Origin of the sequence: Lysinibacillus fusiformis, from assembly GCF_003049525.1 — a bacterium.
GTDB lineage: Bacteria > Bacillota > Bacilli > Bacillales_A > Planococcaceae > Lysinibacillus > Lysinibacillus fusiformis.
Genome location: NZ_PYWL01000018.1, coordinates 1 through 26310, shown reverse-complemented (window position 1 = coordinate 26310; position 26310 = coordinate 1). Strand labels below are relative to the sequence as shown.

Annotated in this window: 32 protein-coding genes and 2 pseudogenes; 8 read left to right on the top strand and 26 right to left on the bottom strand. The window is 32.3% G+C overall.

All coding sequences use genetic code 11. The features are described 5' to 3' along the window. Nucleotides 1–31 precede the first annotated feature (31 nt). Nucleotides 32–943: a DNA primase gene (locus C9J29_RS22190; protein WP_107922796.1), complete on the bottom strand. Its 912-nt coding sequence runs from the start codon at nt 941–943 to the stop codon at nt 32–34. Between the two features lie 504 nt (nt 944–1447). On the opposite strand from C9J29_RS22190, the gene C9J29_RS22185 reads away from it, so the two are divergent. The 3 genes and pseudogenes from C9J29_RS22185 (at nt 1448) to C9J29_RS22175 (ending at nt 2816) form a co-directional block, all read left to right on the top strand. After that, nucleotides 1448–1885, top strand: a complete 438-nt coding sequence (locus C9J29_RS22185; protein ID WP_107922795.1) for a hypothetical protein — start codon at nt 1448–1450, stop codon at nt 1883–1885. Between the two features lie 20 nt (nt 1886–1905). Beyond that, nucleotides 1906–2076: pseudogene (locus C9J29_RS22180) on the top strand (DNA-binding protein); the annotation flags it as partial. 293 nt (nt 2077–2369) lie between these two features. Next, on the top strand, nt 2370–2816 hold the full coding sequence (locus C9J29_RS22175) for a hypothetical protein (RefSeq protein ID WP_107922794.1): 447 nt from the start codon (nt 2370–2372) through the stop codon (nt 2814–2816). A 213-nt stretch (nt 2817–3029) separates the two neighbouring features. Here the strand turns inward: C9J29_RS22175 and C9J29_RS22170 are convergent, their stop codons facing one another. Continuing rightward, nucleotides 3030–3584: a recombinase family protein gene (locus C9J29_RS22170; RefSeq protein WP_107922793.1), complete on the bottom strand. Its 555-nt coding sequence runs from the start codon at nt 3582–3584 to the stop codon at nt 3030–3032. Between the two features lie 329 nt (nt 3585–3913). Here C9J29_RS22170 and C9J29_RS22165 point away from each other — a divergent pair, with 329 nt between their 5' ends. The 3 genes from C9J29_RS22165 to C9J29_RS22155 all read left to right on the top strand — a co-directional run bounded on the left by C9J29_RS22165 (nt 3914) and on the right by C9J29_RS22155 (nt 6221). Next, nucleotides 3914–4561, top strand: a complete 648-nt coding sequence (locus C9J29_RS22165) for a hypothetical protein (protein WP_107922792.1) — start codon at nt 3914–3916, stop codon at nt 4559–4561. A 195-nt stretch (nt 4562–4756) separates the two neighbouring features. Then, the gene (locus C9J29_RS22160; protein WP_107922791.1) at nt 4757–5134 is read left to right on the top strand and encodes a sugar-binding transcriptional regulator; all 378 of its coding nucleotides are present in this window, start codon (nt 4757–4759) and stop codon (nt 5132–5134) included. Between the two features lie 97 nt (nt 5135–5231). Continuing rightward, nucleotides 5232–6221 (top strand): Abi family protein, encoded by a 990-nt coding sequence (locus C9J29_RS22155; RefSeq protein ID WP_107922790.1) that lies wholly within the window; start codon nt 5232–5234, stop codon nt 6219–6221. A 284-nt stretch (nt 6222–6505) separates the two neighbouring features. Here the strand turns inward: C9J29_RS22155 and C9J29_RS22150 are convergent, their stop codons facing one another. Continuing rightward, on the bottom strand, nt 6506–7189 hold the full coding sequence (locus tag C9J29_RS22150; protein WP_237068906.1) for a hypothetical protein: 684 nt from the start codon (nt 7187–7189) through the stop codon (nt 6506–6508). A 1036-nt stretch (nt 7190–8225) separates the two neighbouring features. Between C9J29_RS22150 and C9J29_RS22145 the strand changes: the two genes are divergently transcribed. After that, nucleotides 8226–8420: a hypothetical protein gene (locus C9J29_RS22145; RefSeq protein ID WP_107922789.1), complete on the top strand. Its 195-nt coding sequence runs from the start codon at nt 8226–8228 to the stop codon at nt 8418–8420. A gap of 93 nt (nt 8421–8513) precedes the next feature. Here the strand turns inward: C9J29_RS22145 and C9J29_RS22140 are convergent, their stop codons facing one another. From C9J29_RS22140 to C9J29_RS22130, 3 genes are all read right to left on the bottom strand, one after another. Beyond that, complete coding sequence (locus C9J29_RS22140; protein ID WP_237068905.1) at nt 8514–9395, bottom strand: ATP-dependent DNA ligase; 882 nt, start codon at nt 9393–9395, stop codon at nt 8514–8516. Nucleotides 9396–9472: 77 nt separating this feature from the next. After that, on the bottom strand, nt 9473–9826 hold the full coding sequence (locus C9J29_RS22135; RefSeq protein ID WP_107922788.1) for a YhjD family protein: 354 nt from the start codon (nt 9824–9826) through the stop codon (nt 9473–9475). Beyond that, nucleotides 9819–10157 carry a YolD-like family protein gene (locus tag C9J29_RS22130; RefSeq protein WP_107922787.1) on the bottom strand — a complete coding sequence of 113 codons (339 nt, stop codon included), beginning with the start codon at nt 10155–10157 and terminating at the stop codon, nt 9819–9821. The genes C9J29_RS22135 and C9J29_RS22130 overlap by 8 nt, the downstream gene beginning before the upstream one ends. 783 nt (nt 10158–10940) lie before the next feature. Here C9J29_RS22130 and C9J29_RS22125 point away from each other — a divergent pair. Further along, nucleotides 10941–11516 (top strand): hypothetical protein, encoded by a 576-nt coding sequence (locus C9J29_RS22125; protein WP_201798431.1) that lies wholly within the window; start codon nt 10941–10943, stop codon nt 11514–11516. Nucleotides 11517–11725: 209 nt separating this feature from the next. On the opposite strand, the gene topB is transcribed toward C9J29_RS22125, so the two are convergent. The 20 genes and pseudogenes from topB to C9J29_RS24440 all read right to left on the bottom strand — a co-directional run. Beyond that, nucleotides 11726–13885 (bottom strand): DNA topoisomerase III, encoded by a 2160-nt coding sequence (topB, locus tag C9J29_RS22120; RefSeq protein ID WP_107922786.1) that lies wholly within the window; start codon nt 13883–13885, stop codon nt 11726–11728. Between the two features lie 21 nt (nt 13886–13906). Further along, a complete protein-coding gene (locus C9J29_RS22115; RefSeq protein ID WP_107922785.1) occupies nt 13907–14212 on the bottom strand; it encodes a hypothetical protein in 306 nt (101 codons plus the stop codon). Continuing rightward, on the bottom strand, nt 14190–14417 hold the full coding sequence (locus C9J29_RS22110) for a hypothetical protein (protein WP_107922784.1): 228 nt from the start codon (nt 14415–14417) through the stop codon (nt 14190–14192). Before C9J29_RS22110 ends, C9J29_RS22115 begins: the two co-directional genes overlap by 23 nt. Before the next feature lie 5 nt (nt 14418–14422). Then, complete coding sequence (locus C9J29_RS22105; protein ID WP_107922783.1) at nt 14423–15202, bottom strand: hypothetical protein; 780 nt, start codon at nt 15200–15202, stop codon at nt 14423–14425. A 2-nt stretch (nt 15203–15204) separates the two neighbouring features. Continuing rightward, complete coding sequence (locus C9J29_RS22100; RefSeq protein ID WP_107922782.1) at nt 15205–15639, bottom strand: hypothetical protein; 435 nt, start codon at nt 15637–15639, stop codon at nt 15205–15207. Nucleotides 15640–15707: 68 nt separating this feature from the next. Beyond that, a complete protein-coding gene (locus tag C9J29_RS22095) occupies nt 15708–15944 on the bottom strand; it encodes a hypothetical protein (RefSeq protein WP_107922781.1) in 237 nt (78 codons plus the stop codon). A 65-nt stretch (nt 15945–16009) separates the two neighbouring features. Next, nucleotides 16010–16966 carry a DUF3991 and TOPRIM domain-containing protein gene (locus C9J29_RS22090; protein ID WP_107922780.1) on the bottom strand — a complete coding sequence of 319 codons (957 nt, stop codon included), beginning with the start codon at nt 16964–16966 and terminating at the stop codon, nt 16010–16012. Nucleotides 16967–17139: 173 nt separating this feature from the next. Beyond that, nucleotides 17140–17487, bottom strand: a complete 348-nt coding sequence (locus C9J29_RS22085) for a hypothetical protein (RefSeq protein ID WP_107922779.1) — start codon at nt 17485–17487, stop codon at nt 17140–17142. Nucleotides 17488–17502: 15 nt separating this feature from the next. Beyond that, on the bottom strand, nt 17503–17904 hold the full coding sequence (locus C9J29_RS22080) for a hypothetical protein (protein WP_107922778.1): 402 nt from the start codon (nt 17902–17904) through the stop codon (nt 17503–17505). A 108-nt stretch (nt 17905–18012) separates the two neighbouring features. After that, entirely contained in the window at nt 18013–18246 is a 234-nt protein-coding gene (locus C9J29_RS22075; protein ID WP_107922777.1) for a hypothetical protein, read from the bottom strand. Nucleotides 18247–18271: 25 nt separating this feature from the next. After that, a complete protein-coding gene (locus tag C9J29_RS22070; protein ID WP_107922776.1) occupies nt 18272–18724 on the bottom strand; it encodes a hypothetical protein in 453 nt (150 codons plus the stop codon). After that, nucleotides 18721–19878: a MobP2 family relaxase gene (gene mobP2, locus C9J29_RS22065; RefSeq protein ID WP_107922775.1), complete on the bottom strand. Its 1158-nt coding sequence runs from the start codon at nt 19876–19878 to the stop codon at nt 18721–18723. The genes C9J29_RS22070 and mobP2 overlap by 4 nt, the downstream gene beginning before the upstream one ends. Then, nucleotides 19853–20122 (bottom strand): hypothetical protein, encoded by a 270-nt coding sequence (locus C9J29_RS22060; RefSeq protein ID WP_107922774.1) that lies wholly within the window; start codon nt 20120–20122, stop codon nt 19853–19855. Before C9J29_RS22060 ends, mobP2 begins: the two co-directional genes overlap by 26 nt. A 283-nt stretch (nt 20123–20405) precedes the next feature. Then, nucleotides 20406–21293 carry a hypothetical protein gene (locus C9J29_RS22055; RefSeq protein WP_107922773.1) on the bottom strand — a complete coding sequence of 296 codons (888 nt, stop codon included), beginning with the start codon at nt 21291–21293 and terminating at the stop codon, nt 20406–20408. 2 nt (nt 21294–21295) lie between these two features. Next, entirely contained in the window at nt 21296–21889 is a 594-nt protein-coding gene (locus C9J29_RS22050) for a hypothetical protein (RefSeq protein WP_107922772.1), read from the bottom strand. Nucleotides 21890–21895: 6 nt separating this feature from the next. After that, entirely contained in the window at nt 21896–23053 is a 1158-nt protein-coding gene (locus C9J29_RS22045; protein WP_107922771.1) for a lysozyme family protein, read from the bottom strand. Then, complete coding sequence (locus C9J29_RS22040; RefSeq protein WP_107922770.1) at nt 23053–25023, bottom strand: VirB4 family type IV secretion system protein; 1971 nt, start codon at nt 25021–25023, stop codon at nt 23053–23055. Before C9J29_RS22040 ends, C9J29_RS22045 begins: the two co-directional genes overlap by 1 nt. A 19-nt stretch (nt 25024–25042) precedes the next feature. Beyond that, a complete protein-coding gene (locus C9J29_RS22035) occupies nt 25043–25666 on the bottom strand; it encodes a hypothetical protein (RefSeq protein WP_107922769.1) in 624 nt (207 codons plus the stop codon). A 6-nt stretch (nt 25667–25672) separates the two neighbouring features. Continuing rightward, the gene (locus C9J29_RS22030; protein WP_107922768.1) at nt 25673–25972 is read right to left on the bottom strand and encodes a DUF5592 family protein; all 300 of its coding nucleotides are present in this window, start codon (nt 25970–25972) and stop codon (nt 25673–25675) included. A 55-nt stretch (nt 25973–26027) separates the two neighbouring features. Then, nucleotides 26028–26310: pseudogene (locus C9J29_RS24440) on the bottom strand (hypothetical protein); the annotation flags it as partial.

Here is a 26310-nt window from a genome sequence, read left to right as displayed (position 1 = left end):
AAGCGTTTTTTGATTTGTGAAAAGATGTCATTTACTCCACCAATCGCTCGTGATACTGATGAAGTTCTTGCGTTAGTTGCTCAGAAAAATGTTCGTCTATATAGGCAGCTATATACTGTTTTTTCTCGATTTCTATTTGAGTAGAACGGAAGAGTTTTCCGAAGAATTGCCATCCTTTTGTAGCTGCATATTGGATTAGGGCTTCATTTTCAAGGCGTTTTAAGACACTTTGTTCAATGTGTTTTTCTCTGATTTTAATTGCGATGTCCTCTTTGTTAGATATGAGGATACCCTCTACTTTTTCGGTCAATTCTTGATTTTGCTGCTCCAGCTGTTCCATATGATATTGAAGCTTTTCAATTTCTTGCGAAGATTCAGGAAGCCCCTTGATTTTTTGAAGTAGAAAGTTCTCATTTAATGTGAGCTTCGTTTCCACATTATCTTCATTTTGCTCCATTTGAAATAAGCCAGTATGCATAATCTGAGCAAACGCTTTACTTAAGGTATCTAAGCGTTTATCGTAAGTTGCGTCAGGAAAGTTTTCTGGAACAGATACTTGTTTGATGATGTGGCCATCTTCATTTATTCGTAAAAGTTGCTTTAATCCTTTCACGCGATACTCATCTTTTAATAGCAGAATCATACGGAGTTTCAAAATTGCTCTGAAGTCTAAACGAATCACAGTTGCTGTTGTTGGATTTGTCGCCTGTCCATCAAATAAGTATTCTTCAAATGGTTTAATATAATAACGGAGCTGTGCATCAGTAACGTTAAACCAGCTAGCAACTTCAGGTGTTGAGTAGTACTTCTTTTCAATCAATTCTGTTAGATAAAGCTCTGATAAAAAAAACTGCTCAGCTGGTGTTTCCTGGATTACTTGAAATAATGGATCATCAGAAAGTAGCTCTTGAATACGCCTCTCTATTGAAATTGTCTGTTCCATACGCTAGTTACTCCTATTCTTCGCAAATTTTTTCAATTCTTTTCTACTCAATGGCATGTACTATTTTACTTCTCTATTTTTCTCTATTCCATTGTGTGCTGTTTTATACCAGTTTTCTTGAAAAAAGAGTGCAATTGAAGAGCTCTCAAACAAATCGAGACGGTGAATCATCCGTCAACTCGATTTTAGGAACGTCTGAGAGCCTGTTTCAATCAAACTTTCATTGTTAAATATACATATATATGGTATATTTCACTTGAAACTAAGTGGAATGTGAATTACTTAATATTTGTAAATTTAATTAACTAAGTGGAAATAAAGGTAGATGGTCATAACGCTGTCTACTTTTTTGTTGTGTAAAAAACCTTAAAGATTTTATCAAAAAGCTTTACTTTTACCGATAACGGTAATATAATAAGCATAGAATTACCGATATCGGTGGATAAATAAGCGATTGAGGATGACGCAACAAATCTTTCTATTGCATGGGAGGAGATCAAGTACATGGAATCCGTTACAACTATATTTATTAAAAACGGTGTTGAAGTATTTGTAAAACATCTGAATGGTTATAAAGTGGAATGTTCCGCAAATGGTATAACTACAGTAGCAAAGGCCTCATATTTTAAAAAAACTTATTGTTACAGTTTTGAAAATGCGAGTGAATTCTTAAAACAACTTAACATTTCAGCTACAGGTGGTCTAATTGCTAATGACACGGCAAAAATTTTCCACGACATTATGGAAAAGAAAATTAATGCAGAGGTAAAATTAGAGAATGAAAAAAGAATCGCTGCATATATCGAAAAAGCAAAGCAAAGCGAAAAAGGTATCTACGTACTTGAAAATGACATGCGTGTAACTAAAGATGGACCAGTAGAATTTATTCGTACAATTGATGTAAATGGAAAGATTCGAGAAGAAACGATAAGACATTACTAATGAATAAAAAAGGAATTAATATGAGAGAAAATATCAAAAAATTAATCGACAGTGGTATTCCAGCCCTTCAAGTCTCAAAAGCAACTGGTATCCCACAAAATACTGTATACAGGATCTTTAAGGGTGAAGCTTCGTTGGATAACATTACACTCAAAAACGCTGAATTACTCAATAAATTTTATGAGGAGGTTATTTTAATGGGAATTTTGAAAACAGCGCAAGAATTACATCAAGCTTTTGAAAGCATTTTATCTATGAGGAGTGATGCACAACCTTTTATTTTTGTGCACGAGGGTGATGTAGTGTTTAACTCAAATTGCGTGATTGGTGGCGTTCCCTTAGTGTGGCATGAAGATGGTGATAATTGTGAGGTGATATTCACACACGATGATTGGTGTGAAGCTATTTGGGGAGCTGAAGAATTTGAACATAAGCATTTACGTGTACAAGCGATTAAAAATGCCATTGAAAGATTCGTGGAATAATGAATAACATTAATCACATAACCTTAAATTCTGGACATATTCGTAAAACAAACTCAAACGAAGTATCAAAAGACTTATATTTTACTCTAAACAGAATTTATAAAGATTCTTTTGAAGAAATTGGAACAGAATTATTTGATGGGTATACAGTTAAAAGCACATTTAAAGAAATTCATGGGGTAATAACGACGATTTTTGATACAAATGGAATCCCAGTTTTTACAACCGCATCTGTTATAAATTTTGAAAGCAAGATGTGGGAAATTTTACATGAATCAAGCGCATTACCTCTTCGGACAAACATAGATACACCCCCACAGACACCATATATTGCTGATAGACTTGAGCAAGGCTATTTCTTACATTTAGACGTATCAGAATGGTCAGGTGACTTCGCCCGTTGTTTCGGCTGGATGTACATTAACCCTAAGTCAATATTAAAATAAATGTAAACAAAAAGAGGGGGTCCTACTTCCCCCAATTCTTTCTGGCTGAACGTGATCTTTGTTTGACCACAAGTGGTTTTTATATTACATAGAAATTTGATTTAAAACGATTGAGAAAAGACCAAAGTCAGGACATGACAATGCTTTTATCTTGTTAATTTGACTTGTTCCTAATATTGAATATTTAGCTTAGTTGACGTTGTGTCTTCTGAATTATTGTTTCTCTAAATAGCGATAAATTGTCGTGCGAGACACGCCCCATTTTTCAGCAACATCTTTAATCGGTGTACCATTTTCAATAAGGGATTTCATCATTTCAATATCTTTTTCCCCAAACTTCTCCGGGCGACCACCAAGACGACCACGTGCTCTTGCTGCTGCACGACCAGCAGCTGAGCGTTCTTCTATTAAGTTACGCTCAAATTCCGCAAACGCTGCGAACAAGTGGAACATCAGTTGGCCAGTCGCATTACTTTTATCCATTGTTAAGTTTTCTTGTAGACTATGAAAGCCGACACCACGTTCATTCAAACTATTCACAATGTTAATCAAGTCCTGCATATTGCGACCAAGTCGATCTAGTCGCCAAACTACAATTGTATCCCCTTCACGTGCATACTCTAATGCTTCTTCTAATCCTGGACGCTGCTTCTTTGTCCCACTCAACTTATCATGAAAAATTTTAACACAGCCATATTTCGTTAACGCATCCATTTGCAAATCTAAATTTTGTAATCCTGTTGATACACGTGCGTAGCCAATTAACACCAAAATCACTCTTTCCTTATTTTTCTATAAACTCATTGTAACATAAGATAAAACAACACGGGTTATTGAACGTAGAATTATGAACAGAGTTTTGTTACGAAAAAGACAATAAAAAACGTCCTTTTCAGATTGAATAGCAGTGTGTTCAGAAAAGGACGAGTTTTGGAACAAATAATATATGTGCTTTTTAACTTTAACTTTGTTCAGCAATTGGTTCATTTTCTTGAGTAACACATTTAAAGAAAATAGTAATGTAGGATATATCATCCTCTTTTATCTATAGCAGGTTATAATTAAAGATAATTAACTTATACAAAGGAAGCGAAAATATGGCTAATCATGACTTTGGAAGTCCTTGTGATTGTAGAGAATGTAGAACTACTATGTTTAGTGTACATTGTCCTGCTTGCGGATTTAAAACAGCGGTTTCTTATGAAAGTGGAAGTAACGGAATAAGTATTGATAGAAAAGGTATACGTGATTATGACTTTATTGAGAATACATCAAAAGCTCATACATTGAATTGTTTTAAATGTGGGTTTGAGATAAAGGATGTATCATATTACGAAAAAGTTGAAGATAAAATCAACCAAACAAGATTAAATGAACGGGTTTGTGAAGAGTGCGGAATTAAAGAATTCAATAACAACAAATTGCGTAAATTGCAATATAAAGAAATAAACGGAAAATTAACATGTTTGGATTGTTTTAAAAAGAAGATACAGAGTGAATTTCCTGACCCCTCAACTCCTGATAAAAGATTTATATTGAATTTAGATAAAGTTAACTATGAACTGAATGAAGTCCGTTTGCTTTGTGAAATTTGTGGGAGGAAACACTGGGTAAAGGCAAATGAACAATGGAAAAAACAATGTTTATCCTGCTATAAAAAGGTTAAAGAAAACGATAAGGAAAAAGGCAGGGTGAATGATAGGCTAACAGGGATAATGAAAAAGTTAAAAAATGTTAAGAGTTAATAGACCATTCAGCGACTTGATGATAAAGCTCAATTTCTCAATTTTAATGCGAGAAATTGAGCTTATTTATGTTTACTTATAATACAAAATAAGCGCAAAATTCCTCATAAAGGGAGATATATATTTCATATAAAAACATTGACAAATATAATTACTAACATTATTATTAAAAATATTAAGAGGGGTGTGAATACAATGTCCAAACAAAAAGACGAAAATGAAATTCAAATTATTGTAGGTAAATCTGAGGAAAGAAATGATATTGTACAACCATTCATTACTAACTATTTAAACCAATTTGAAGAAGGTACGGGATCATTTCACTACGATGAAAAAAAACAAACTATAACTATGAGTGGAAGACAAAATGGCTATCATGTCACGATGACAGCTGAAAAAGGGTTAGGTGAAACAACAACCCAAACAAGTTATCCTGTTTTTGATAGAAAATCTGATTACAGGGAAGAAGTCTTACGACTATATAATGAGGTAGGTATTAAACAAAAAGAAATTGCATTACGTTTAAATATCTCACAATCATTAGTTTCAAAACTAATTAATGAAAATAAATAGAAGTAAAAAAGTACAACTGTTTAAATTTCTAGTTTAGTATATACATTTATTGTTTATACTAAACTAGAAATACATTAAATTATTGTAGGTGAGATAAATGACATCTGTAATACTGTTGCCATATAAGGAAAAAAAAACAGCTAGCCAATTAATCGAAGGTATTTTAAAAAGAAATGGTGTAAAATTCAACTGTATTAGTGAAGCTGATGCTATTCCTTACTTAGAGGAAAGAAACTATTACTATAAATTTGCTTGTTATAGAAAAAACTTTCGAAGAGATAAGAAGAATAAATACATCGATTTAGACTTTCAATACTTAATTTCTCTATCGAGGTTAGATAAAGAATTACGTTACATACTGTTACAAATGACGTTAGAAATTGAGCATTTTTTAAAAGTTAAGGTTCTTAAGGATGTTTCCTATAATAATGAAGTGGATGGTTACGAAATAATTAATGATTATATTACCTCCTACAATGCAAAACATTCTAATAATACAATTTCAATTGAATCATTAATTAATAGAGGGCAAAATGCAAGTAGTTCAAATCATGGCATTTATACAAAAATAATTGCCAATCAAAAATATATAGCTATTTGGCAACTAATAGAAATTATGCAAATGCAAGAATTACAATATTTTTTTGAGTACTATTTTAATCGTTACCCTAATCCTGATATTAATATAAACGCATATAAAAGCCTTATGATAAGTACTCGTTATATTAGAAATGCAGCAGCACATAACAGCCCTTTATTAGTTAACCTATCTTCATGTCCTGCTGATGCCATATCAAATGGAAAAGTTAATAAACGTTATGTAAACACACTATTACTACCTGATTTAATTGGTGCTGGAGTAGCTTTAGCGATAAGACCTACTTACCGTTTCAAAGATATTGCAGGTGTTTTAAAACTATACAAATTATTAAAATATAACCCTTCATCAACTCCTGACACACTAATTGATTCACTAGGGAACCTTTTAAAAACTGTAAATAACGAACCACCTTTTCCTAAATTAAACAATGATTTGATGTTTTTCTTTAGAAATATACAAAAGTTATATGAATACATTTATAAATAGTTGGAATAATTTATATATGTATTTTTATAATTTATAAAAGTAATAAAATGTTTTATAAAAGTATTAAATGTTTTATAAATCCTTTGACATGATTATAATAATGTATTATAATTTAATACATAGAAAGAATGGTTCGACCATTCGCAAATCGTGGGTGAAAGTCCATTATTTGTTGTTCCAATATTTATCATGGTAATTAAATAAAATGCAGATGTTAAACATGGATTTAGATTTTCCATATTTAACATCTGCATTTTATTTTTTTCTAATTTAAACCTATATATTTACAGATTGTCTCTCCAATTATTAATTAAAAATTCGTCTACCGATTCTTTAGTAGATGTGATAGGTGCATTTACTTCTCTTGCAATCAATGATAAAAGATCAGCCCATGAGTATTCAAAAGTATCATCCATACTATTAATGTAGTTCATTACTTTTTGAAGCTCATTTAATCTATCTTCATCTAGGCCATTTATTAAGTAATTTCTTATAAAGTCATTAACAATATCATAATTAAGCATAGCTTGTTCAAGTAGGGCTGCACATGCTCGATGTCGGGTACATCTCATTGCATACGCGATTGAACCTATTAAATGATCCGTATGTTGAGAGACTCTAAGAGAAACTCTATCTGTAGTACCAGGGGGATTTTTTTTCCTTACAGTAGGATTTTGAGAGTTTCCAAAGTATAACGTGTTATTAAATCTTAGATCATACTGGAAGCATTTTGATATGTAACTGATAACTTCAACGCTATTAAGTGCCGAAACAACCAAATAGTCTGCTATGTCTTTTACTACAATTCCTGTGATAGCTGCAAGTCGTTCTATGCTTGTTTTTAGGGGGATAGGGACAGTCGGTTTGTAATCCACTTTGGCATCTTTTCTTTTCCTCTTCTTCACTTCCATATCTCTTGATACCTCCATTTTCACGATTGAAGCCATGAACACTTTCATACTGTTCATGGGATACTCCAATGTATGGGGGAGAGGGAAATTATATGTGTATAAAAAAAAGAAAAATTGACCACTATTATAGAAAAGGGAAGGGTGGTTAATAAGTATGTGCACGGAGAAGAAAAAGAGACTAATTACAGAGATAAAAAAAGAAAATGAAAAATATAGTTTTCCCAAGAAAAAGAAAGCAAATTCAATATCAAATAGTATAAATAAAAAGAGTTGATAAGATAGTATTTATAGAAATATACTCCTTACTCTAAATTAGAAAACAAACTTAACTATTACTAGAAAACCTTCCAATGTAAATCTTACTACTATTTTTAAGTGACCATTCTAGAGGTTAGAAATATAAGTATTAATTCTAGAAATTTATCTGAATAATACAGCTGGAAAAATACTTTACGTGGTAATAATTAGCTATATTTTATTTTGAATTGACTCTTAAATATAACCACAAGTGGTTGTTTTTATGAGTCATTTTCTACTTACAAAAAAGACCAGGCACAAGTAAAAATGAGCTTGGTTATTTTTTTTATTCATATCATTTAATACTATTATTTATTATTTGTTATAAAATATTACAATTTAGGCATTGATTTTATATATACCATGGTATATAATATATATATAGAAAGGAGTTGAACAAAACTGGATTACGATAAGGCTTTGACTTACCTAGTCGCAATATCATCAGTGCTAAATTTACTCACTGGTTCAGCAAAGAACATACATGATATTCGAAGTAGTAAGCAAAACAAAAAGCGACCTTCTTCTCAACCGTCCGCAAAACGTAAGAAGAAAAATCGCAAGTAAGCTGTGAAGGAGGTTAAACCCTCCTTCCTAAATCTTATCATATCCATTGATAAATGAAAAATATCTCATACGCTATAATGATTGCATTTGCCGTTTACATTTTGACAGATATGGTTAATTGGGAAGATCCTAAATTCTACGACTATTCAATGATGATTATTTATTCAATTTGCTTAATTTTAGTGGTGTTTAACATCATATTGTATTTCTTGAAAAGGAGAGATAGAGGTTGACCGAGAAAAGAACATCTGAAGCACAACAACGCGCCACACAAGCTTATAGGGAAAAAAACAGAGAAAAAACACGTAAACAGTCTGCAAAAAGTTCAGCTAAAACTTATATTAATAAATATTGTGATTTAGATGATTTAGCTGAACTAATGCAGCTGGTAGCAGCACGAGAAAAGGAATTAAAAAATGATTAATAAAAACAAAGCTCAGGTTCAAAATTAACTGTCCTGGGCTTTGTATATTTTAACATTCAGGTAACGCAACCGATATGACCACAAGTGGTTATTTTAATTAACATTAAAACCTTTAAAGGACACTATTCTTAGTAATCCTGAATTCGTTTTTTCTAAATATTGCACTTGGCATTTTAATCTTGGTTCTATCCAAATAATTTCGCGGTCTTTTTTAGTCACAATTTGTTTAGCTATATTGCGGAAAGCTGTTTTTTCTTCTTGCTTAAAGCCGAATTCTACACTGGCCAATGCTTTATAATTTCCATCACTTAGTTGGGAGCCCACTATCATGGTAAATGGGTTTTCTTTATACCCTAAAATAATCACATCAGTAACTTTAAAATGTTTATATTTTAACCAATCATGGGATCTATGATTAGTTTTGTACTTCGAATTGCTTCGCTTTCCTACAATCCCTTCCATTTGCTTGTCCTTAGTTAGTTGGAAAATATCGCTGCCATTACCTTCTATTGATGGTGTTATAAACAGGCTATTTGAAGGTTCGATAATTGACGATAATACTTTCTTGCGATCAGCTAAAGGTTGATTTATAAGAGATTTATCAGATGCTAGTACATCAAAAGCAACAAAAGAAACTGGATGAGTTATAGTACTTTGTTCAATTTTATCTTTATTTGAAAGTCTACCTCTATAATTCAAGTCATCAAATACGGAAACACCATTTCTTAAAACAACACCTTCACAATCAATAATCGCAGAGTGTGCTTGAATTGAATGGCCAACTATTTGAAGTTCAGGAAACTTGGCCGTAACGTTATTGCCATGTCGTGTAAATGCTTCTACCTTCTTACCTTCTTTATGCAAAAGGATACGCCAACCGTCCCATTTTATATCGTAAATCCATTCAGGATTATTTACTATTTCATTGTTGTTACCCATATGAAGTAACATTGGCTTTATTGGAGTAAATAACATTACCTATTCCCCCTTATATATCATTATCTCACGGTTAACAAGACAAAAATACATGTAAATCAAGGTACTAGTGGTAATTACATTTTTAACTTTTCATCAATATGATTATTTAAAAGGTGTTCAACCTTTGTTTTTAAAGCTTGATTAGCATAACGTAAATCAACATCATTTCCTGATGTGGCAATTTTCACATCGCTAAAGTATTCATCTACTTTAGTCCATCCGACAATACGAATTTGCTGTTGGTTAAGCTGTCTTTTTAATTCAAAACATTCATTGCGTAAATCCTTTAATAAAGAATCCATAAACGGGATAAATACTTTCTTTAACTTGAAATGTTCCACTTTGAGATAATCGACTTGTAACGATTTTACGGCTAAATCTAATAATAAAAATTTGTGTACAAGTTGTCGTTGCCCAGGATTAATCATCCTCAACAACCAATGATGCTGTTTGTATTAGTTCCATTGATATTCGTTTTATTGATAAATCTGTTTCTAATAACAATTCTTTATTCCAGGTATCAGCACCCGTCACTAACCCAACTAGATCATGCGGTTTATTGTGTTCCCATAGAGTTAATTTAACTAACTTTCGCAGTTTAAAAGCTCGTTGTATTGTTTGCTCAATTTCTTCAATCTCCCACTCAGTTAAGTCACGCTTTTTACCGTAATACTGTTCCTTTTTCCATTCTTTCAATTGAACTAAATGCTCAGGAAGCATCAAGGATATCCATTTCATATTCCCGCGGTCATTAATCATAATTTCGCCCCTCATTAAGAACGTTCGTTTGTTTTATTTTAGAACAAATGTTTGTATTTTAGCAATTGAAAGTTTAATACCTTTTTTTACTATTACACATTGACCACAAGTGGTTGATATATAAAAATAAAGTATTTCCTATTTACTTTGTTTTTATACTGATTTATAATAATAAAATTTTATTTTTTTTCAACTTTGATGTTTAAAAAGAAGACGTTTGGTGTGTAATAAAGGTAGGGAAATTTTTATTTTATAAGAATTAAGGGGGCATTATCTATGGAATTAAAATATAAAGATTTTAAATTAACGTTATCTGCGAAATTTATCTTTGCAGTAAGTAGTTTTGTTACAGCGGTAGGAATTTTATATCAGCAGATTAATTGATTTGTTTTTTGGGACCTAATGGCCTGACCTTCTTTGAAGCAACATTAAAAACGTGTTCCGCTGTGCGAAATACTCGCAAAATGGTCTTTGATAAAATGGTTGGTGAGCTTATGGAGCCCTTAGAATCATTTTTAAATACGCAAAATTAATTAAGATGAAAAAGAATAAAAAATTTTTTAACGGTTATTATTAACATATTAATGTTAATATGTTATTATTAATATACAAGGTGTTTCTCGATGTACACTTTAAACATCGATTGGGATACAAAGGCGTTTCTCTATGTACGGTCTGGAACATAGAATGATACAAAGGTGTTTCTCAATGTACACCATAAACATTGAATAAAGAGGTCTCAATTAATTGAGACCTCTTTTTTTATAGGGGGATATTCAAAATATGACTGTTATAACTAAAAAAGGTATATACTTTGCAAAAAATGCATTTTATCAAATTATCAAGAATGTAGGAGGCGAATGGAATGATCAAAAAGAGCGTCCATTAGTAGCCTTAATACCTTCTAATGTAAATCCTGAAATTTATTGGGCTATTCCTATGGGCGATTATGATCATCGTACTGAACAACAAAAGAAACGTATTAAAAGCTACATGAATAGAGGTAATACTGATATATCATCATGTTATTATCATGTAGGAAAAACTGATAAAAAGTCTATATTTTTTATTAGTGATGTTGTTCCAATTACTTTGAATTATATTGAGCGTGAGTATCTTATTGGTAAAGGTGAAACGAGACAACAATACATAATTAAAAACCCGAATCTTATTAAAGAGTTGGAAAGAAAAGTTGGGCGTATAATTTCGTTTGAAAAAAATTATGTGGCTTCTAAAGGTCAACCGAAATTTCGCCAGAGAATATTAGACATACATAATTATTTGTTGGCTGAATTAGCTAGTGTGCCAACAGCAATTGCTGAGGTAGCTGCTGTTGATGAAACTGATGGAAATGAATAGTTATCTTTAAACTTGATTCGATATGAATCAAGTTTTTTAATGTGCACCCGACCTACAGTATACTTAATCGGTACCATCCTTTATCAAAGCAACATTTTTAATAAATAAATTGACCACAAGTAGTTTTTTTATGAAAAAACCTCACTTTGTTTAGTGAGGTTCTAGTTATTTTAGTACTGTAAGCTGTTATTCAAACCTGTTTCTCACATTTATTTAACGAACGAAACAAAGTCTATAAAGCCTTTCCCATTTAATTTAACAACAGCATTATAAGTAGAAGTATCAGCCTTTTTAATATTCTTGATTGTTGTTTCTTTTCCTTCTAGTAAGTTCTTAATATTTGCTTTCGTCAATTTTTTCTTACGGAAATTATCAGATAATGTAAATTTACAATTAGGATAATTTGAGCACCCAAAGAATCCTTTTTTCTCTACAATTCCACTACTGCATTTTGGACATTTACCAATCTCGCTTTTTGTTTGAGCACTTGAGATAGAAGTATTCAGATCCGAGTTACTAGTGATATTTTTTTTCGCATCCTGAATCATTTCTAAAATGTATTGATTTATATCAGCTACAAAGCTCTCTAGTGTTAATTGCCCTTGTCCAATTAAACGAAGCTTATTTTCCCACTTTGCCGTTAAGATAGGGCTACCTACAAGTGAATTAGCAAGTGCTTTACACAAGATTTCACCTTTTGGTGTGACTGAAACTATATTTTTTTTGATGCTTATATATTCTTTTTGTTTCACTGTTTCAATAATATTCGAACGTGTAGCATCTGTTCCTATACCTTCAACCTCTTTTAAGATTTCAGCATCTCCTTCGTCTATATCAAGTGTCTTCCCAGCTGTTTTCATCAGACCAATTAATTGTCCTTCAGTAAACGGCTTTGGTGGTGTTGTAGACCCTTCTTTTTCAAACAACAAAGCTCTAACATCTTCATTTGTTGAAACAGCTGGTAAGACAGTATGGTCCACACTAGCTTTATCCTCTCCTTCATTTGCTGAATCTTTTACAAATAAAGCTTTCCATCCAAGATCCAGTTCCACTTTACCTTTCGTATAAAATTCAACATCATTCACAGACGTTGTAATGACGGTTTCTTCATATTTATAATCTGAATGGAACATAGCCAATGTTGTACGCAAGATTTCCTCATAAATATTACGTTCTGTTTCTGATAATCCGTTTAATGTATTGATTGCTAGAATTGTTTTCGTTGGCACAATTGCAAAATGTTCTTGAACCTTCGAATTATCAACATAAAGCTTATTAAGAACTGTATTCGCTTCAAAACTTACGTTAATTATTTGTTGATATTTCTCTACATTCTGTACTAGATATGCAAATTCAGCTTCAGTAATAAAATTACAAGAAGTACGCGGATAAGTGACTAATTTCGCTTCATATAGGGTTTGCATCGTATCAAGAACTGTTTTCGGGCTGTACTTCCACTTTTTATTTGCAGTTGCTTGAAGCGTTGATAATGAATGCAAACGTGGTGCTTTCGTGCCTTTGGTTTCCTTTTCTACGTTAGTAATCTTTCCATTCATTGATACATTTTGAGATAGTTTATTTTCTAGTAAAAAATTGTTCAATTCCTCTTTACTATCCAATTTAAGTTTTGCTTTTCCTACATACTCTAATCGACCACTTGTGGCGAATTTTCCGTGTAATTCGTAGAATGGTTTTGCTATAAAGTTTTTTATTTTCTGTTCATGATCATATATCATCATCACTAATGGTGACTGACATCGTCCAACTGATAGCTTTTCACGTAAACCCTGTTTTTGAAGTAATAAGGAATACAAAGGAGAGCCATTCATCCCTACTAGCCAATCCGCAATTTGTCTCGCATGTGCTTCCTGATGCATAAGTCTATCTTTTTCAATATCTTTTTCATTACTTTGTAGGTTTTGGAAACCTTTACGAATTGCATCAATTTCTAGTGAGTTAATAAATAAGCGTTTAATCGGTTTATTGACGACACCAGCTACTTTTAAGATTAAATAAAAAATGTTAGAACCTTCACGATCAATATCGCAGCCGTTAATTATTAAATCTGCTTCTTTTAAAAGTTTGCTTACTGCATTAAATTGAACCTTTTTTGAATCAGCTACTTTTAAGTTGAATTGCTTTGGTACAACAGGTAAATGTTCTAGATTCCAATTCGCCCACTTTTCATCGTGTTCACCTGGTAATGCAATCTCAACTAAATGACCAATTCCCCATGTAATAACTGCACCATGTGGAAAAATGCTACAAGGCTTTAATTCAATATGTGTTTTTTCTCTTTTTGCTACCTCAAATGCCTCAGCATATACTTTGGCTTGTGGGGGTTTTTCTGCTAAAATAACTGTTTTCATTTTAATGACCACCTTTACTTTCTAATTGAAAAATAAATTTGCTTTACACTCAATTTCTTTAACAAAACCATTAATTGTTGGTTTGATATTAGAGATTTCACATTTTAAGAAATGTAATTCAAAAGCGTCTCGAACCTCTATATACCAATCATCCAAATAGTTTTCTTTAATTGCTAATTCTTCATATCGCTTCAATTTATTTTGTATCTCTTTCCACTCAGTTGTCGAAACAGTATTTGCTAAGAAGAATTCTTTACATTCCATTAGCTTTTCTTCATAACATGCTCTTGGATCTTCTGAGATTCTACTTAACTTTATTGCATTCAATTTGATGACCACCTTTGTATTCTGATTCATTTTTTCCTTTTGGAACAACTTCTTTAACGCTAATTTTTATATCTAAATATACATCACATGGCTCATAGCAATTTGAACATGAAGGTCGCTCTGTTTCATTAGAGTAAAAATCATTTGTATTTTTATGTTGGCAAATTGGACAATTCCAATTAAATAATTGATTTAATCTGCTCATCCCATTCAAACTCCTTTCTCTGATTTATTTGTACGCCAAGGATAAAAGTCTCTTAAATTCTTTACTTCATTTTCAAATTCGATAGAATTAGGCAAATAATCTCCCATAAGCTTTTCATAGCCCTTGCCACAATTTGATTCTCTTGCTGAATACAAATCGACTCGTGTAATTAGATCCTTTTCATCTTCAGGGACTTTAAAAGACTTACCCAATTTCCATACACGTTTTTTAAAACAACTCGACTGAGCATTTTCCTGATATTCTTGTGTCCTATTTCGAACACCAAAAAATTTCTCCAAAATTTTAACTAAGTGCTGTTTATCTATAAAATCCGAAAAATCCACTATTTCTTCATATTTAAAGTTAATAGCAGCTATGGTTTTAACGAACGATTCAAGCCCCATGCTCGTTTCTACAAAAACAGAATTTTTATTTTCTTTTTCGCTGCTGTAGTGCGTTGAAATCTCATAAATATTTAGTCCACTTTCATTACTCTCAACAATTTCTTCTACTACAGGAGGGCTTATAATTTTTTCAATTTCATTGAGATGATGAATTACTTTCCCTAACCTTTCATAACCGTGTTTCCCTAAAAAAACTCCATCGTTATCAGTTAAGTCTTCAAACGGTTCCAAACTATCTATTTTAGAAAATACCTGCTTAATCCTATCCAATAATTGTGTTGGAAAATGACTCAGTTCTAAGGGTCCGTATCCATGCTCATGCTCACGCTCACTCACTTTAATTTCCGCAAAAATTTCTTCAATTGTTTTTTCAGGAATCATGATTAATGCTTTTCTCCTTTCAATTTTGTTATTAATTTATCCTGTTCAAATTTATTCCAAAAATGATTGTAAATTTCATCTGTCTTTTCCACAGGTAAATAATCATATAATTTGTCAAATATATTTTCATATGCTGCATCAACGCCCTCACAATATGCTTCTATTTCAGACATTGGAAGAATGGCATCGTCTCTATTGTACGAACCCAAAGGAGTAACTATATGTTCAACAGCGCCAAGATAATCAATTTTAAATTGATTCCCTTCATCAACCTTTAGATCATTTACGCATGTAACAACAACCTTTCTAATTTCTGTATAGGACAGTCCACTAGGTGGCAAGACAATCACATACCTATAGTAAATAAACTCAGTAATTTCAACACCAACTTTGGAAACTACATGTTCTTTTTGTTCTTTAAGCTCGATTCTTTTCAAAGAAAAAACCTCCAATCACAAAAATCAGAATTCTGATATATTTAGGTAAAAAATATATAGCTATCCCGTTATATACCTTGTAAATATGTTAATTGACTTTCACTATCATCAGCTTCCAACAACAATTGCTTTGATGAAATATCAAAAGCTACAACTGCATTATCTTCGCCCAATACGCTTTCAGCTGCTGCTTTTGTTTCTGCATCAACAGGGATAATTACCAATTCATTATTAACACGAACGTGTACTTGCTCTGATTCAATGGCAACTAGCACACCATAAGCAATATTTTCATTCTGATTCATAGAAAAAACCTTCCTTTACATGATTTTATTTATATCCCTTTTATCGTTCCTGTAATCTTCCTTACTTACATTACTTTTGTGTGTTCATATTCCTTTTGTTGCTGTAACAGCTTTTCACGCTTACGTTTCTCTTTCAAGTCCTCGTTCCAATCCTTGCCTTCAGAAAAATCAAAATCGAGAACATCTTCACCAATTATGTGTTCCCATTTTTTCGCATACTCGCGACCAGCTGGATCATTATCTACACAAAATAAAGTTTTTTCTACTTGTTCTCCACGTTCCTGACATTCTCGTATTAATTCTCGAATACTTGACATGACTACCTGGTCTTTTAAGCCACTCATAGATTTTAATCTGATGTTTTCAGGACGCTTTAAATCGAAGTAACTTAACGCATCAATTGTTGACTCAAAAAATGCAACTTTATTGGGTGTACCAATATCCAACTGGAATCCTCCATCTTCTTTTGAGTTAGCCATAATTCCCTTAAATGTACCTCGCTTGGTATCGATTCTCATAGTACCTTGACGATCAGCCCCTTCAATTTCACCATTTTTGTTTACCCACTTGAATATTGCATTTCTCATTTTGTCTTCAGCAATCAAACCATGTTTTTCAAGAGCTGAAACAATTTTAGTGTCTAGCATACGTTCTTCAACCAAATATTTACGTGCATTTTCGATCCCCTTTACTTCATTTTCGCCAGGGTAGCGAAATTGTTCCTTTTGTTTAATTTCACGTTCTTTAGAAGGTTCAAGATTCAATTCATTAATATCTCGAACAGCGTCTTGGAATTGCATACTATAAAATTCACGAGCTAATGATATAGCACCATGTCCCCCTTTTGCTCGGCTGTTCCAATACCATTTTCCGTCTTCATGAAGCACTAATGAATCATGTTCAGAATGCTTATAATAGTTGCCACCTTGTTTTTCTATTGGCTCGCCTTTTGCAATGAGATAATCGATAACGTGTATAGTAGCAGCTTGGTCTATTTCTTGTTTACTCACGCGATCACCCACTTACATCACTCCTTTTTCTAAAAAAATAAATTCTTTGCTAAATCTAAAACAAAGATAAATCCGCACATTACAATCATTAAGATTGATTCAATAAAACCCATTCCTTTCACCACCTAATCAGAATACTGATATATCATTAGAAAAAAATTTAACCTTAGCTAAACAAATTCTTGCTATTCCGCAATACCAAATTTTGATTTTATTTCTTTTACATCAATCCCCAACTCGTTTGCTTTTGCTTCTAATTCAGTAATTTCTACAATTGATCGTAACGCTGTGATGTATTCCAATTGCTTATTTTGAATTTTCTTTTGTTCATTTTCTTCAAATTCAGCTTTTCGCCTTTTTACTTCTTTTGAGAAACATGCACTACATAAAAACAATGCCCCATCTATTCTACTGTGCTTATTTTTTTCATATAGTTCTCTACTTTGTGAAGAGATAGGGATATTCATTTTGACACCAGGCATTCCACATTCATCACATTTTTTTGCTAATTTATCTAAAATTATTTTGAACATACTATCTAATCATCCTTAGAAACTCATTTTTTTTACAAACTGTCCTTCGTAATTCCAATTTTGTTCTTTAAAGAATTCCTCTGTATTTTTCGTTCGCCCTGCTTTGAATAAATTATAGATTTCTGGACGAACTGCTAAAATCATACTTCCTTCTTCGGGATCACTGTCTTGCCAATCTCCCCCATATATTCTCGTTTCCATAGATGCTATGTTTTCAATCAGTTCAACGTCATTCATAGATTCTACGAGAAGTACACTGTCTATAACTTCGTCTAATGTCGTTTCAGGAGTCACCAATCTTTGAACATGACTTTGCAAATGCCAGTCCATTAAACTTCTTTCAATTAATGCACGTTCAGTAGATGTGAGAAAAAAGTAATCTTTACTAACTGGATTTATACTGTGATTAAATTCCATATTATATCTCTCCTTTTGATTTCTCAATTTTTTCTTGTGACGCTTCTATGCACCAAAACAGCCTTTTCATTATCCCAACATTTCTAACCTAGTTATTTTCAAACTTTTTTATAAAGCTACAACAACATTAGATATTTCATTAGATATTTCTGTTAAAACAATGCGTTTATTTTCTAAATCAATAGGGATCATATATATTCCAACTTCGACATTATGAAAAACTGCTTCGCGAACATCATCTGTTAAATCAATTACCAGTTTTTCATCTTGTACATTAACTAAAACATTCTTTTCACCAACTTCAAGAATCATGCCATACGTGAAATTTTTATCAAATGTCATGGGAAAGCTCCTTTTCTTCTTTTAATTAATATTGTTCACCTATCTTTGCATCTTTCTTTTGTTTTTGATGTATAATGCGATTTTTGACTTTACTTTCTGCAAAAAGGAAGAAGTCTGGTTTAAAATCATCGGTTGAAGTAATGGCTTGAACTTTACTTATATACATCCAACCTTGTAACAACTCCAATAAAATTTGAGTGTTGCGATCTGTATTATTTGTTCCTAAACGGACGCGCCTTAATTCATCTAAAATGGTTTCAGTAATTACATTACTCACACTACTTAATAAATCATTTTTAATTGATTCTGAAATGTAATTGAGGTCAAAAATTCTCTTTTTGTATTCCTCATGTTCTTTAATAATCATTCTTAATGTTTCTGAATCATTATTGAAATCATTTAAATCTTTATAGCTTTGAACGTAATCAAGATTGTTCGATGATATTGTAAAACGCTTTTTAAGAAGTTCAGAACTCACGTACGATCACGCTCCTTTTCATATTCGAATTTTTCAAATTCGCGTTGATTTTTTATATGTTGTAAATCGTCTCGCATTCCCCGATTTACTCGAAACATCACTTGCCGAACAGCACGATTATTTAAAAATTTTTGTTGTGAAGTTGTTCCCGTGTTTTTAAACTGATTCAATTTTAACTGCTTATCGTACTCTTTGATTTCTTTTAAAATCGTGTTCCCTGTTCGTTTATATAAATCTTCCATTTTAGTTTCTCGATACTTCTCAGCCTGTGCATTGCTTCCATAAATACGCCTGTAAGCAATAACTTCTTTATCCAGTTGTGCTTGGAATTCTTTAAACTCATTAGAAAAATGTTTTTGAATGTATTGATTAGTCAATTTATCAATTTCAGGGCGAATATGAGAAATACCATTCATGCCATATGACCACATTCTTTTATCTTCTTCTGGTAGCATGGAATGGATTTTTTTAAATTGCTTCACCATTTCAGGATTGAAAACTTTATTTTGTATTGTCATTGTTTTGTTTTCTTGTTTTGATTTTATAACTTGATTTCGAATAAAATCATTAAGCTTAGCATTTTCTTTACTTCGATCCGTTAACGTATGTGCAACAGCCGATTTCATTTTTTTTAGTGACGTTTCCTTACGCATCCCTCGTTCCCGAAAGTCACGTGTTTGAACACTAGCTACATGAATATGAACATTATCGGTGTTGTAATGAATAGCAGCTGACCAATAGATTGAATCGTTAATTCCTTCATGAGTCCATAATTGATTAACAGCATTTCGTGTCGCTTGCTTCAATTTTTGTTCATCAATAAATTGACCATCAGGTGTATTTTTTAAAACGCCAATATCTTTTAACCATTCATTGTCAAATGAAATAACATCTTGCCACATCACTCCATCATGCTCTTGAGAATTTTTAAAAATCCCCTTAACCTTTAACTTTTCCTCATGGGAAAGAAAATCTGAATCCTTTGTAAATAGGCCTGTTGATTTTTCCTCGTTCGACATATAATCTTGATAGTTTTCAAAATTATTTTCGTTTGCCTTTGTATTACTTCTATCGATGTAATTGACAAAACCTTGGAACGATTTTTGATGGCCTACTGTAAATTGCGTTTTAATGACTATCGCTGGTGTCGTCAAGTAACATCATCTCTTTCATATAATCTAAGAGGTTTTGCAAAGACGAATCCACTTTTTCTAAAAACATTGTATTTGCTGTCAGTTGCTTTTCTAATCGATCAATCGTTGGAACGTTTCTTTCAACAAATGAAAAGTCTTCAAGCAAATTACGTAAGTATTCTTCCCTTGAAACTTCACGATCTTTTGCTAACCTTTCTATTTGTTTAACCGCAGCTGGTGACAGTTTTCTTATGATGATATCCATTTAACTCCCCCTCTCTCTTTAATCCATAGATCCATATTTCCATTATACATCAGAATACTGATATGTACTAGTGAAAAGAGGGGAGAGATAGCAAGAGCATAAGGGAAAACTGATATCACTGAGCGTGATATACTAGGCAGAGCCTAGTGTTTTAATGATATCAAAGAAAAATACGAAAGTACCCACAAATGACCCCCATAAAGGCACACTTGAGACCCCCTTTAAAAAATAAAAAAAGAGAATTTTTGCATTTGCAAAAACCCTCTTTCAAATAATAAATGATTTAAAATTGTAAATCTCGTTTACGCTGAATGAGCCGTTCTATTTTGGCATCAAATGAATCCACATCAACTAATATATCTGAATTTTTCTTCTCGAAACTCTCTATTTCATTTTCTAAACTAAAAATTTTGTTGTTGGTAACGTCCTGTTCAGCAGTTGTTTGATAGATTAATTCCTTCTTCAGAACTTCTATTTCCTCTTTTATTCTACTAATAAACAAAGTGTTTTTTTGTATATCCTTCATCAATAATTCACGACTATTTTCTGTTTCTGTAATCAATTCGTTTGTTATTTTAAATGCGTATTCTTTCACCTTTTGTTGCTTCACAGTTCCAGTTTCAATAACACGCTGGTCAGCATAAATGCTCACAAGAATAGAATCTTTAATTTCAGTTTGTTCATCACTTTCTGAACTATTTATTGTATCAATAGATAACATTTTTTCTAAATTAATTTCTTGTTTTACTAATCGCAGTGCTACTTGTCCGAAATTTTTTGGAACATCTTCAATCATAATCATGTAAACATCATGTGTAGAATATACAACTTTTGTTGGTAGTGACTTTTTTAAATTTGATTTAGAAACAGCAACAAATTCTAAATCACTTAAATGATCTGTCAAATTGGATGTAATTAAAGTGACTTGCATTTTACTTGTTTCTTCATCATAAACCCATTCATTAACAGTGAATTTACTCAGATTATTAATTGCAAATTCTTTCCCTATTTCTGTGTTTAAAATGTCCACTGTATCAGCAAAAAAAAGCTTTGTTGAGTAGAAAAAAGCAAACCCACCAATTATAAGAAATGCTACTAATGAATAAACAATATCAATTTTTGTACGCAATCTTTTTCGCTTTTGCGTGTTTGAAAATAACTTTTTAATCATAGTTACACCTCTCCTAAATCACTGATTGGTTCAATAGCTTCCACAATCAATTGTCCATTTAACCGTTTAAAATACAGACACATAAGTTGCTGTTCTTCTTTTTCGAAGTTGCTTGATATCTGTTTAGAATAAACAGTAAAGCGTACAATAGCCTGTTTATCTTTTGTATGTTGGAACACTTCTATATCGGTGGCTTTTGTTTCAAAATTGATTTTATTTGTATCAATACCAGGAGCACCATAAAGGGTATCAACTAATTTTTTCGACATAAAATCTCTCGCACTAGCTTTCACTGAACTGTAATTTTCAGGTGTAACATTATAGACGTGCTCAATAAATTTAATTGCGGATTCTTCAATTTCCGTTACATCTTTTAAAGCAGATGTTGTAAGTGTTGAACTTGTATTTTTAGTAACTGTACTTAGCGTTTCCTTTACCGTATTTAGTTCAAGTTCTAATGACTCGATGTATTTTGTTTGTGTTTGTAGTGTATTCGGATCAATTGATTTAGGTTGTTCTTGATTTAAAAAATATACATTAGCTGCACCCGAAAGAACGAGCAAAATTAACACTGGAATAAAATAAAATTTATTCATAACTATTCACTCCGTCTTATATTTTTCAACAATTTTATTTACAAATGGTTGTGGATCATAATATCCTCGCCATAGTTGAGACTTCGTTTCAAAGTGAAGGTGTGGGCCACTTACTCGGCCTGTAGCACCACAAACACCAATTTTAGTACCACCCGTGATTTGATCCCCAGCTTTTACTGATACAGAACTTAAATGTGCATATGTTGTGTAAAAGGTTGAAGAATGTTTGATTGTTACAAAGTTCCCATAACTAACGCCACCTGAATGTGTACCCGCAATCATAATTTCTCCTGGTTGTACCGCGTACACTGGATCTACTTTATTAGTGCAAGCATAATCAACACCATAATGAAATTCTAAACCAGCACCTATATTTCTGTAGCCGTATGGAGAAGTGACACGTAAAGTTGTCCAATCTAGCGGAGAATAATATCCATCAGCTGTGCCAACAGAACCACCGCCAACATAACGCATGACAGCTTGAACATATAAAATATCACCATAGCAAGCGTTTAGGGCAATTGCTTCAGGGCGATGACATTTGTAGTCCCCTGTATGTTGTAATTTTTCGTACATCATTTGAGAAAAAGAAACTGCTAATTCGTATGTGTACTTTCCACCATTATTTAAAGTATAGTTAATAAAACCTGAACCAAAGTTATAGCTTTGCAAAGTTAATTCAATATCGCCTTTGGCCATTTCTAGAACTCTAAGAAAATGTATTACACCATATCGAATGCTTTCTTGTGGGTTCGTTATGCAGCCTATTCGACCACATTTCGATTCACTCGCTTGCATCGGATCATTTCCCTTACCACCTGATTCTTGCATCATTAGAGCAAGTAAAATGTCAATGTACTCCGCCTTATTCTCTTTTTTTAACTCCTTTAATAAAGCATCACGATACTGCAAAACTTCAGGTGCTAATTCTGCATAACCCGACTCTAAAATTGCACCTTGTTTATTGGATTCCGTTCCATTAATTGCGATATTTGAAATAATACTTATCGAACCGAGAACTAAAATTACAACAATTCCTATAAACAATACAATCGATAAAACAATAAGTTTAATTTTAAATGTCGCGATATTAAACTTAAATTTTGATACCCATTTAGCGAGATTAAAAGCAGCATTAGCAGCTTTTTGTACTCCACCCTTCATTAAGCACCACCACCAAATATCAGCATTTCATCATCGGGTATATCAACTTTAAACGCAACGTTTTTTAACCCTGTGATACAAAGTAGTACATGACCTGTTTCAAATTTAGGAATTTCTTGAAGTTCAGAATCCGTAACTTGCCCTTCAAAAATTGCCTTAATTATTGGAAGAGTAGAAGTATCTTGTTGAGCAATAAATTTATATTGTGTAAGTTGGAATAATTTTTTAATATTCTCTGCATTCTCACTAGCATTATGTGAATCATAGTTTGGCACAAAATCATTAATCGAGTGACTAACAAAGAAAATCCCACCAAAATACTTTGGTGCTTCTCGCATAAATCTTTCAATATATTGAACAGCTGGTTTTGCAATATCTCGTGTATTAATAATGTTGTGTGCCTCGTCCAAAATAATTGCATAACGTAAAGCATCTTCAAAATCTAACTTACCTTCGTTAAATAACTTAAACTGGTGAGCACCATTCGCAATCATTCCATCCCACAACATGTTCATAATGTTGAATAATAAAGCTTGGAAAATGTCCCCCTGCATGTTCATTAGGCTACGGATCGGAAAGCTTACTATTTGTTCATCTTCGAAATTTTCAAGACTAGATTTACCATTAAAAATCTTCCCATAAACTTCGCATAAATTTTTTACTGTCAATTCAATTGAGCTTAAAATATTCATAGTATTTTCAGTTAAAGTTTCTTTTAAAATTTTTAATTCAAAGTCTTCATATAGTTCATTTCGAACTAACTCAAGTAAATCAGAAAAAATTGGGAAATCTTCAGCTGCTGCATTTGTAATTGGCCAAATAATTTCAGGATCTTTTGACCATAAACTTTTGTCTATATATAGTTGACGTAAAAGTGAAGTGAACATTGATTTTTCATCATCATTAGCTGATGGCTTCAAGTAGTTATAAAATACTTTCATTTTTGATAAATGTTGCATAAATGAAACTTCATGATTTGTCGTACCATCATCATTGATAGCTGTTTTATACACTTGAAGTGGATTAATAATTCCCTCTGAACCATCAAGAGCTACCTGTTTACCACCTAGAGTTTTTACTTCTGGAGAGAATTCACCTGTAACATCCAAAATCCTAACTTTGTCACCTTTTATTGTTCGCTCTAATACTTGTTTTTTTAGCAGTGTAGATTTACCTGAACGCATCAAACCAACCATTAGTGAATTATAATTTTTTCTCTTTTGATCCCTGTGGAACCAATCAAAAATTACTGTCCCACCAGTGTAAGTTGTACCTAAATAAGTTCCGTATGGATCAATTAAATTAGTGTAATAAAATGGATAGCCACCAGCAATTGTATGACACGGCACTTCTTTTCCTTTTCTTCTATTTAGGTAAGTCGATTGGGTTGTATAGCTGTTAAACATACTTTGCCACTCCCACTCTTGCTCATTTAAAAAAATAGCAGCGCGGAAGTTCATACTTTCTAACTCTTCCATAACTTTTTTTGTTTCGATTTCTAGTTCATCAATTGTTTTAGCTTTAACATATATACGAATGTGCATATATTTTAAAACTTCTCCCACATTTACTTGCTCATACAATTGATCTAATTCGAGGTATGTTCTTTGAGCGTCCTTTTTTTCAATACTTGTTTTTGCTTCATCAAAACGAGCTGATTGTTCATTTAAACCCCTATTAATTGTTTCCACAGAATCATTTTTCTTTGCCGATAATAAATCAGTTGTACAAATTACATTAGGCATATTAATAATTGGCTCTAGCCAAAAATCATTAACATCAGATTGATATTTGTAAATGTGTACACATGAAACATATCCATTACCAAGCATTACATAATTAGGTTCAAACTTAATGCCTCCTTGTGGTTGGTATCGTGCTATGAATTGTGGATTATAACCTTTTTCTTCTTTTACTTCTTCAGGTGTTTTACCAGGAAAAAGTTGTTTTAGTTTTTCTAATAAAGCCATAATGTTTTCTACCTCCTAATTAATCAACAATTGGTTTCACGCAAGGATTGGCCATTTGAAACAGAATACTGATTTTTTTCTCGGCACTTATAGGAATAATTGGGTTGCTTCTAGATAAAGCATTTTTTATTTGATTTACTTTTTGCATTAATTTTTGTTCATCCTTGTTATAAATGAATAAGAAATACTCCCTATTTGTCCGTTCTCTTTCAAGATTTTTAAATTCCTGAAGTCGATTTTCTAAAAATTTTCGGTGTAGTGGGTTATTAGTTTGTTTCATTTTTTTAGTGATGTGACGCTTTTGAACCTCTAGTTGCAACGGTATATTTAATGGCACAAACTTTTGATCTTCAGGATAACCAATGAAAAAGTTTGTTAGATTATCAATATCTTTATATAAATCAGGAAGATTCAATGAATAAATATCTTTACTTGTTATTTGAAGGATTTCACAATACTCGCCTGAAGACATTTCAATAAATTCATTATTAGAAAGATCCACAGCTGGTGCGATAGCAACAAATGAAGGTTTTACTTTCTGCTTTTTTTCTGTAGATAATTTACCTTTTGTTATTTTTTTGTGTTCATCTAAAACGGCTGTAGAAGTGTTAGTTTTAGTGGTTTTTGAATTTAATAGAGCCATATGTCATTACTCCTTTTTTTCCTGGTTATAGTCGATTGCGCTAAATGTGTTTTTATTACGGGCTAAAGCATATAACAGAGCTTCCAACATACGTTTCCTGGGGTTTGAAAATGGCCGAATGACTAAAATGATGCCTACAATCACTAAAAATATCGTAAAATACCAATGGTAATCCGAATGAATATAATCAATCGTTAGCATTCGTAAAGTAAACAATCCAAACAATAGTAATAGATCTGTTAAATATATAAATTTATTGATTCTCAATTCTGCACTAACTTCTGTCGGTATTTTATAACTTTGCAAATAGCTCACTCCTTTAAATTAAAGATAATTCAAAGGGCTAAAATGCCCTTTGAGATTATTTATTTTTCTTCGCTTTATCTTTGCTAAATTGTTGTTGTGAACTGTAAGCTTGCTGCACTTTTTGTTGTTGATGCACTGGCTTACTTGCTTGGCTTACTGGTGCACTTTGTGGCGCTGGTGCGTTTGCTTGGCTTACTGGCGCACTTTGTGACGCTGGTGCGTTTGCTTGGCTTACTGGCGCACTTTGTGACGCTGGTGCGTTTGCTTGGCTTACTGGCGCACTTTGTGGCGCTGGTGCGTTTGCTTGGCTTACTGGCGCACTTTGTGACGCTGGTGCG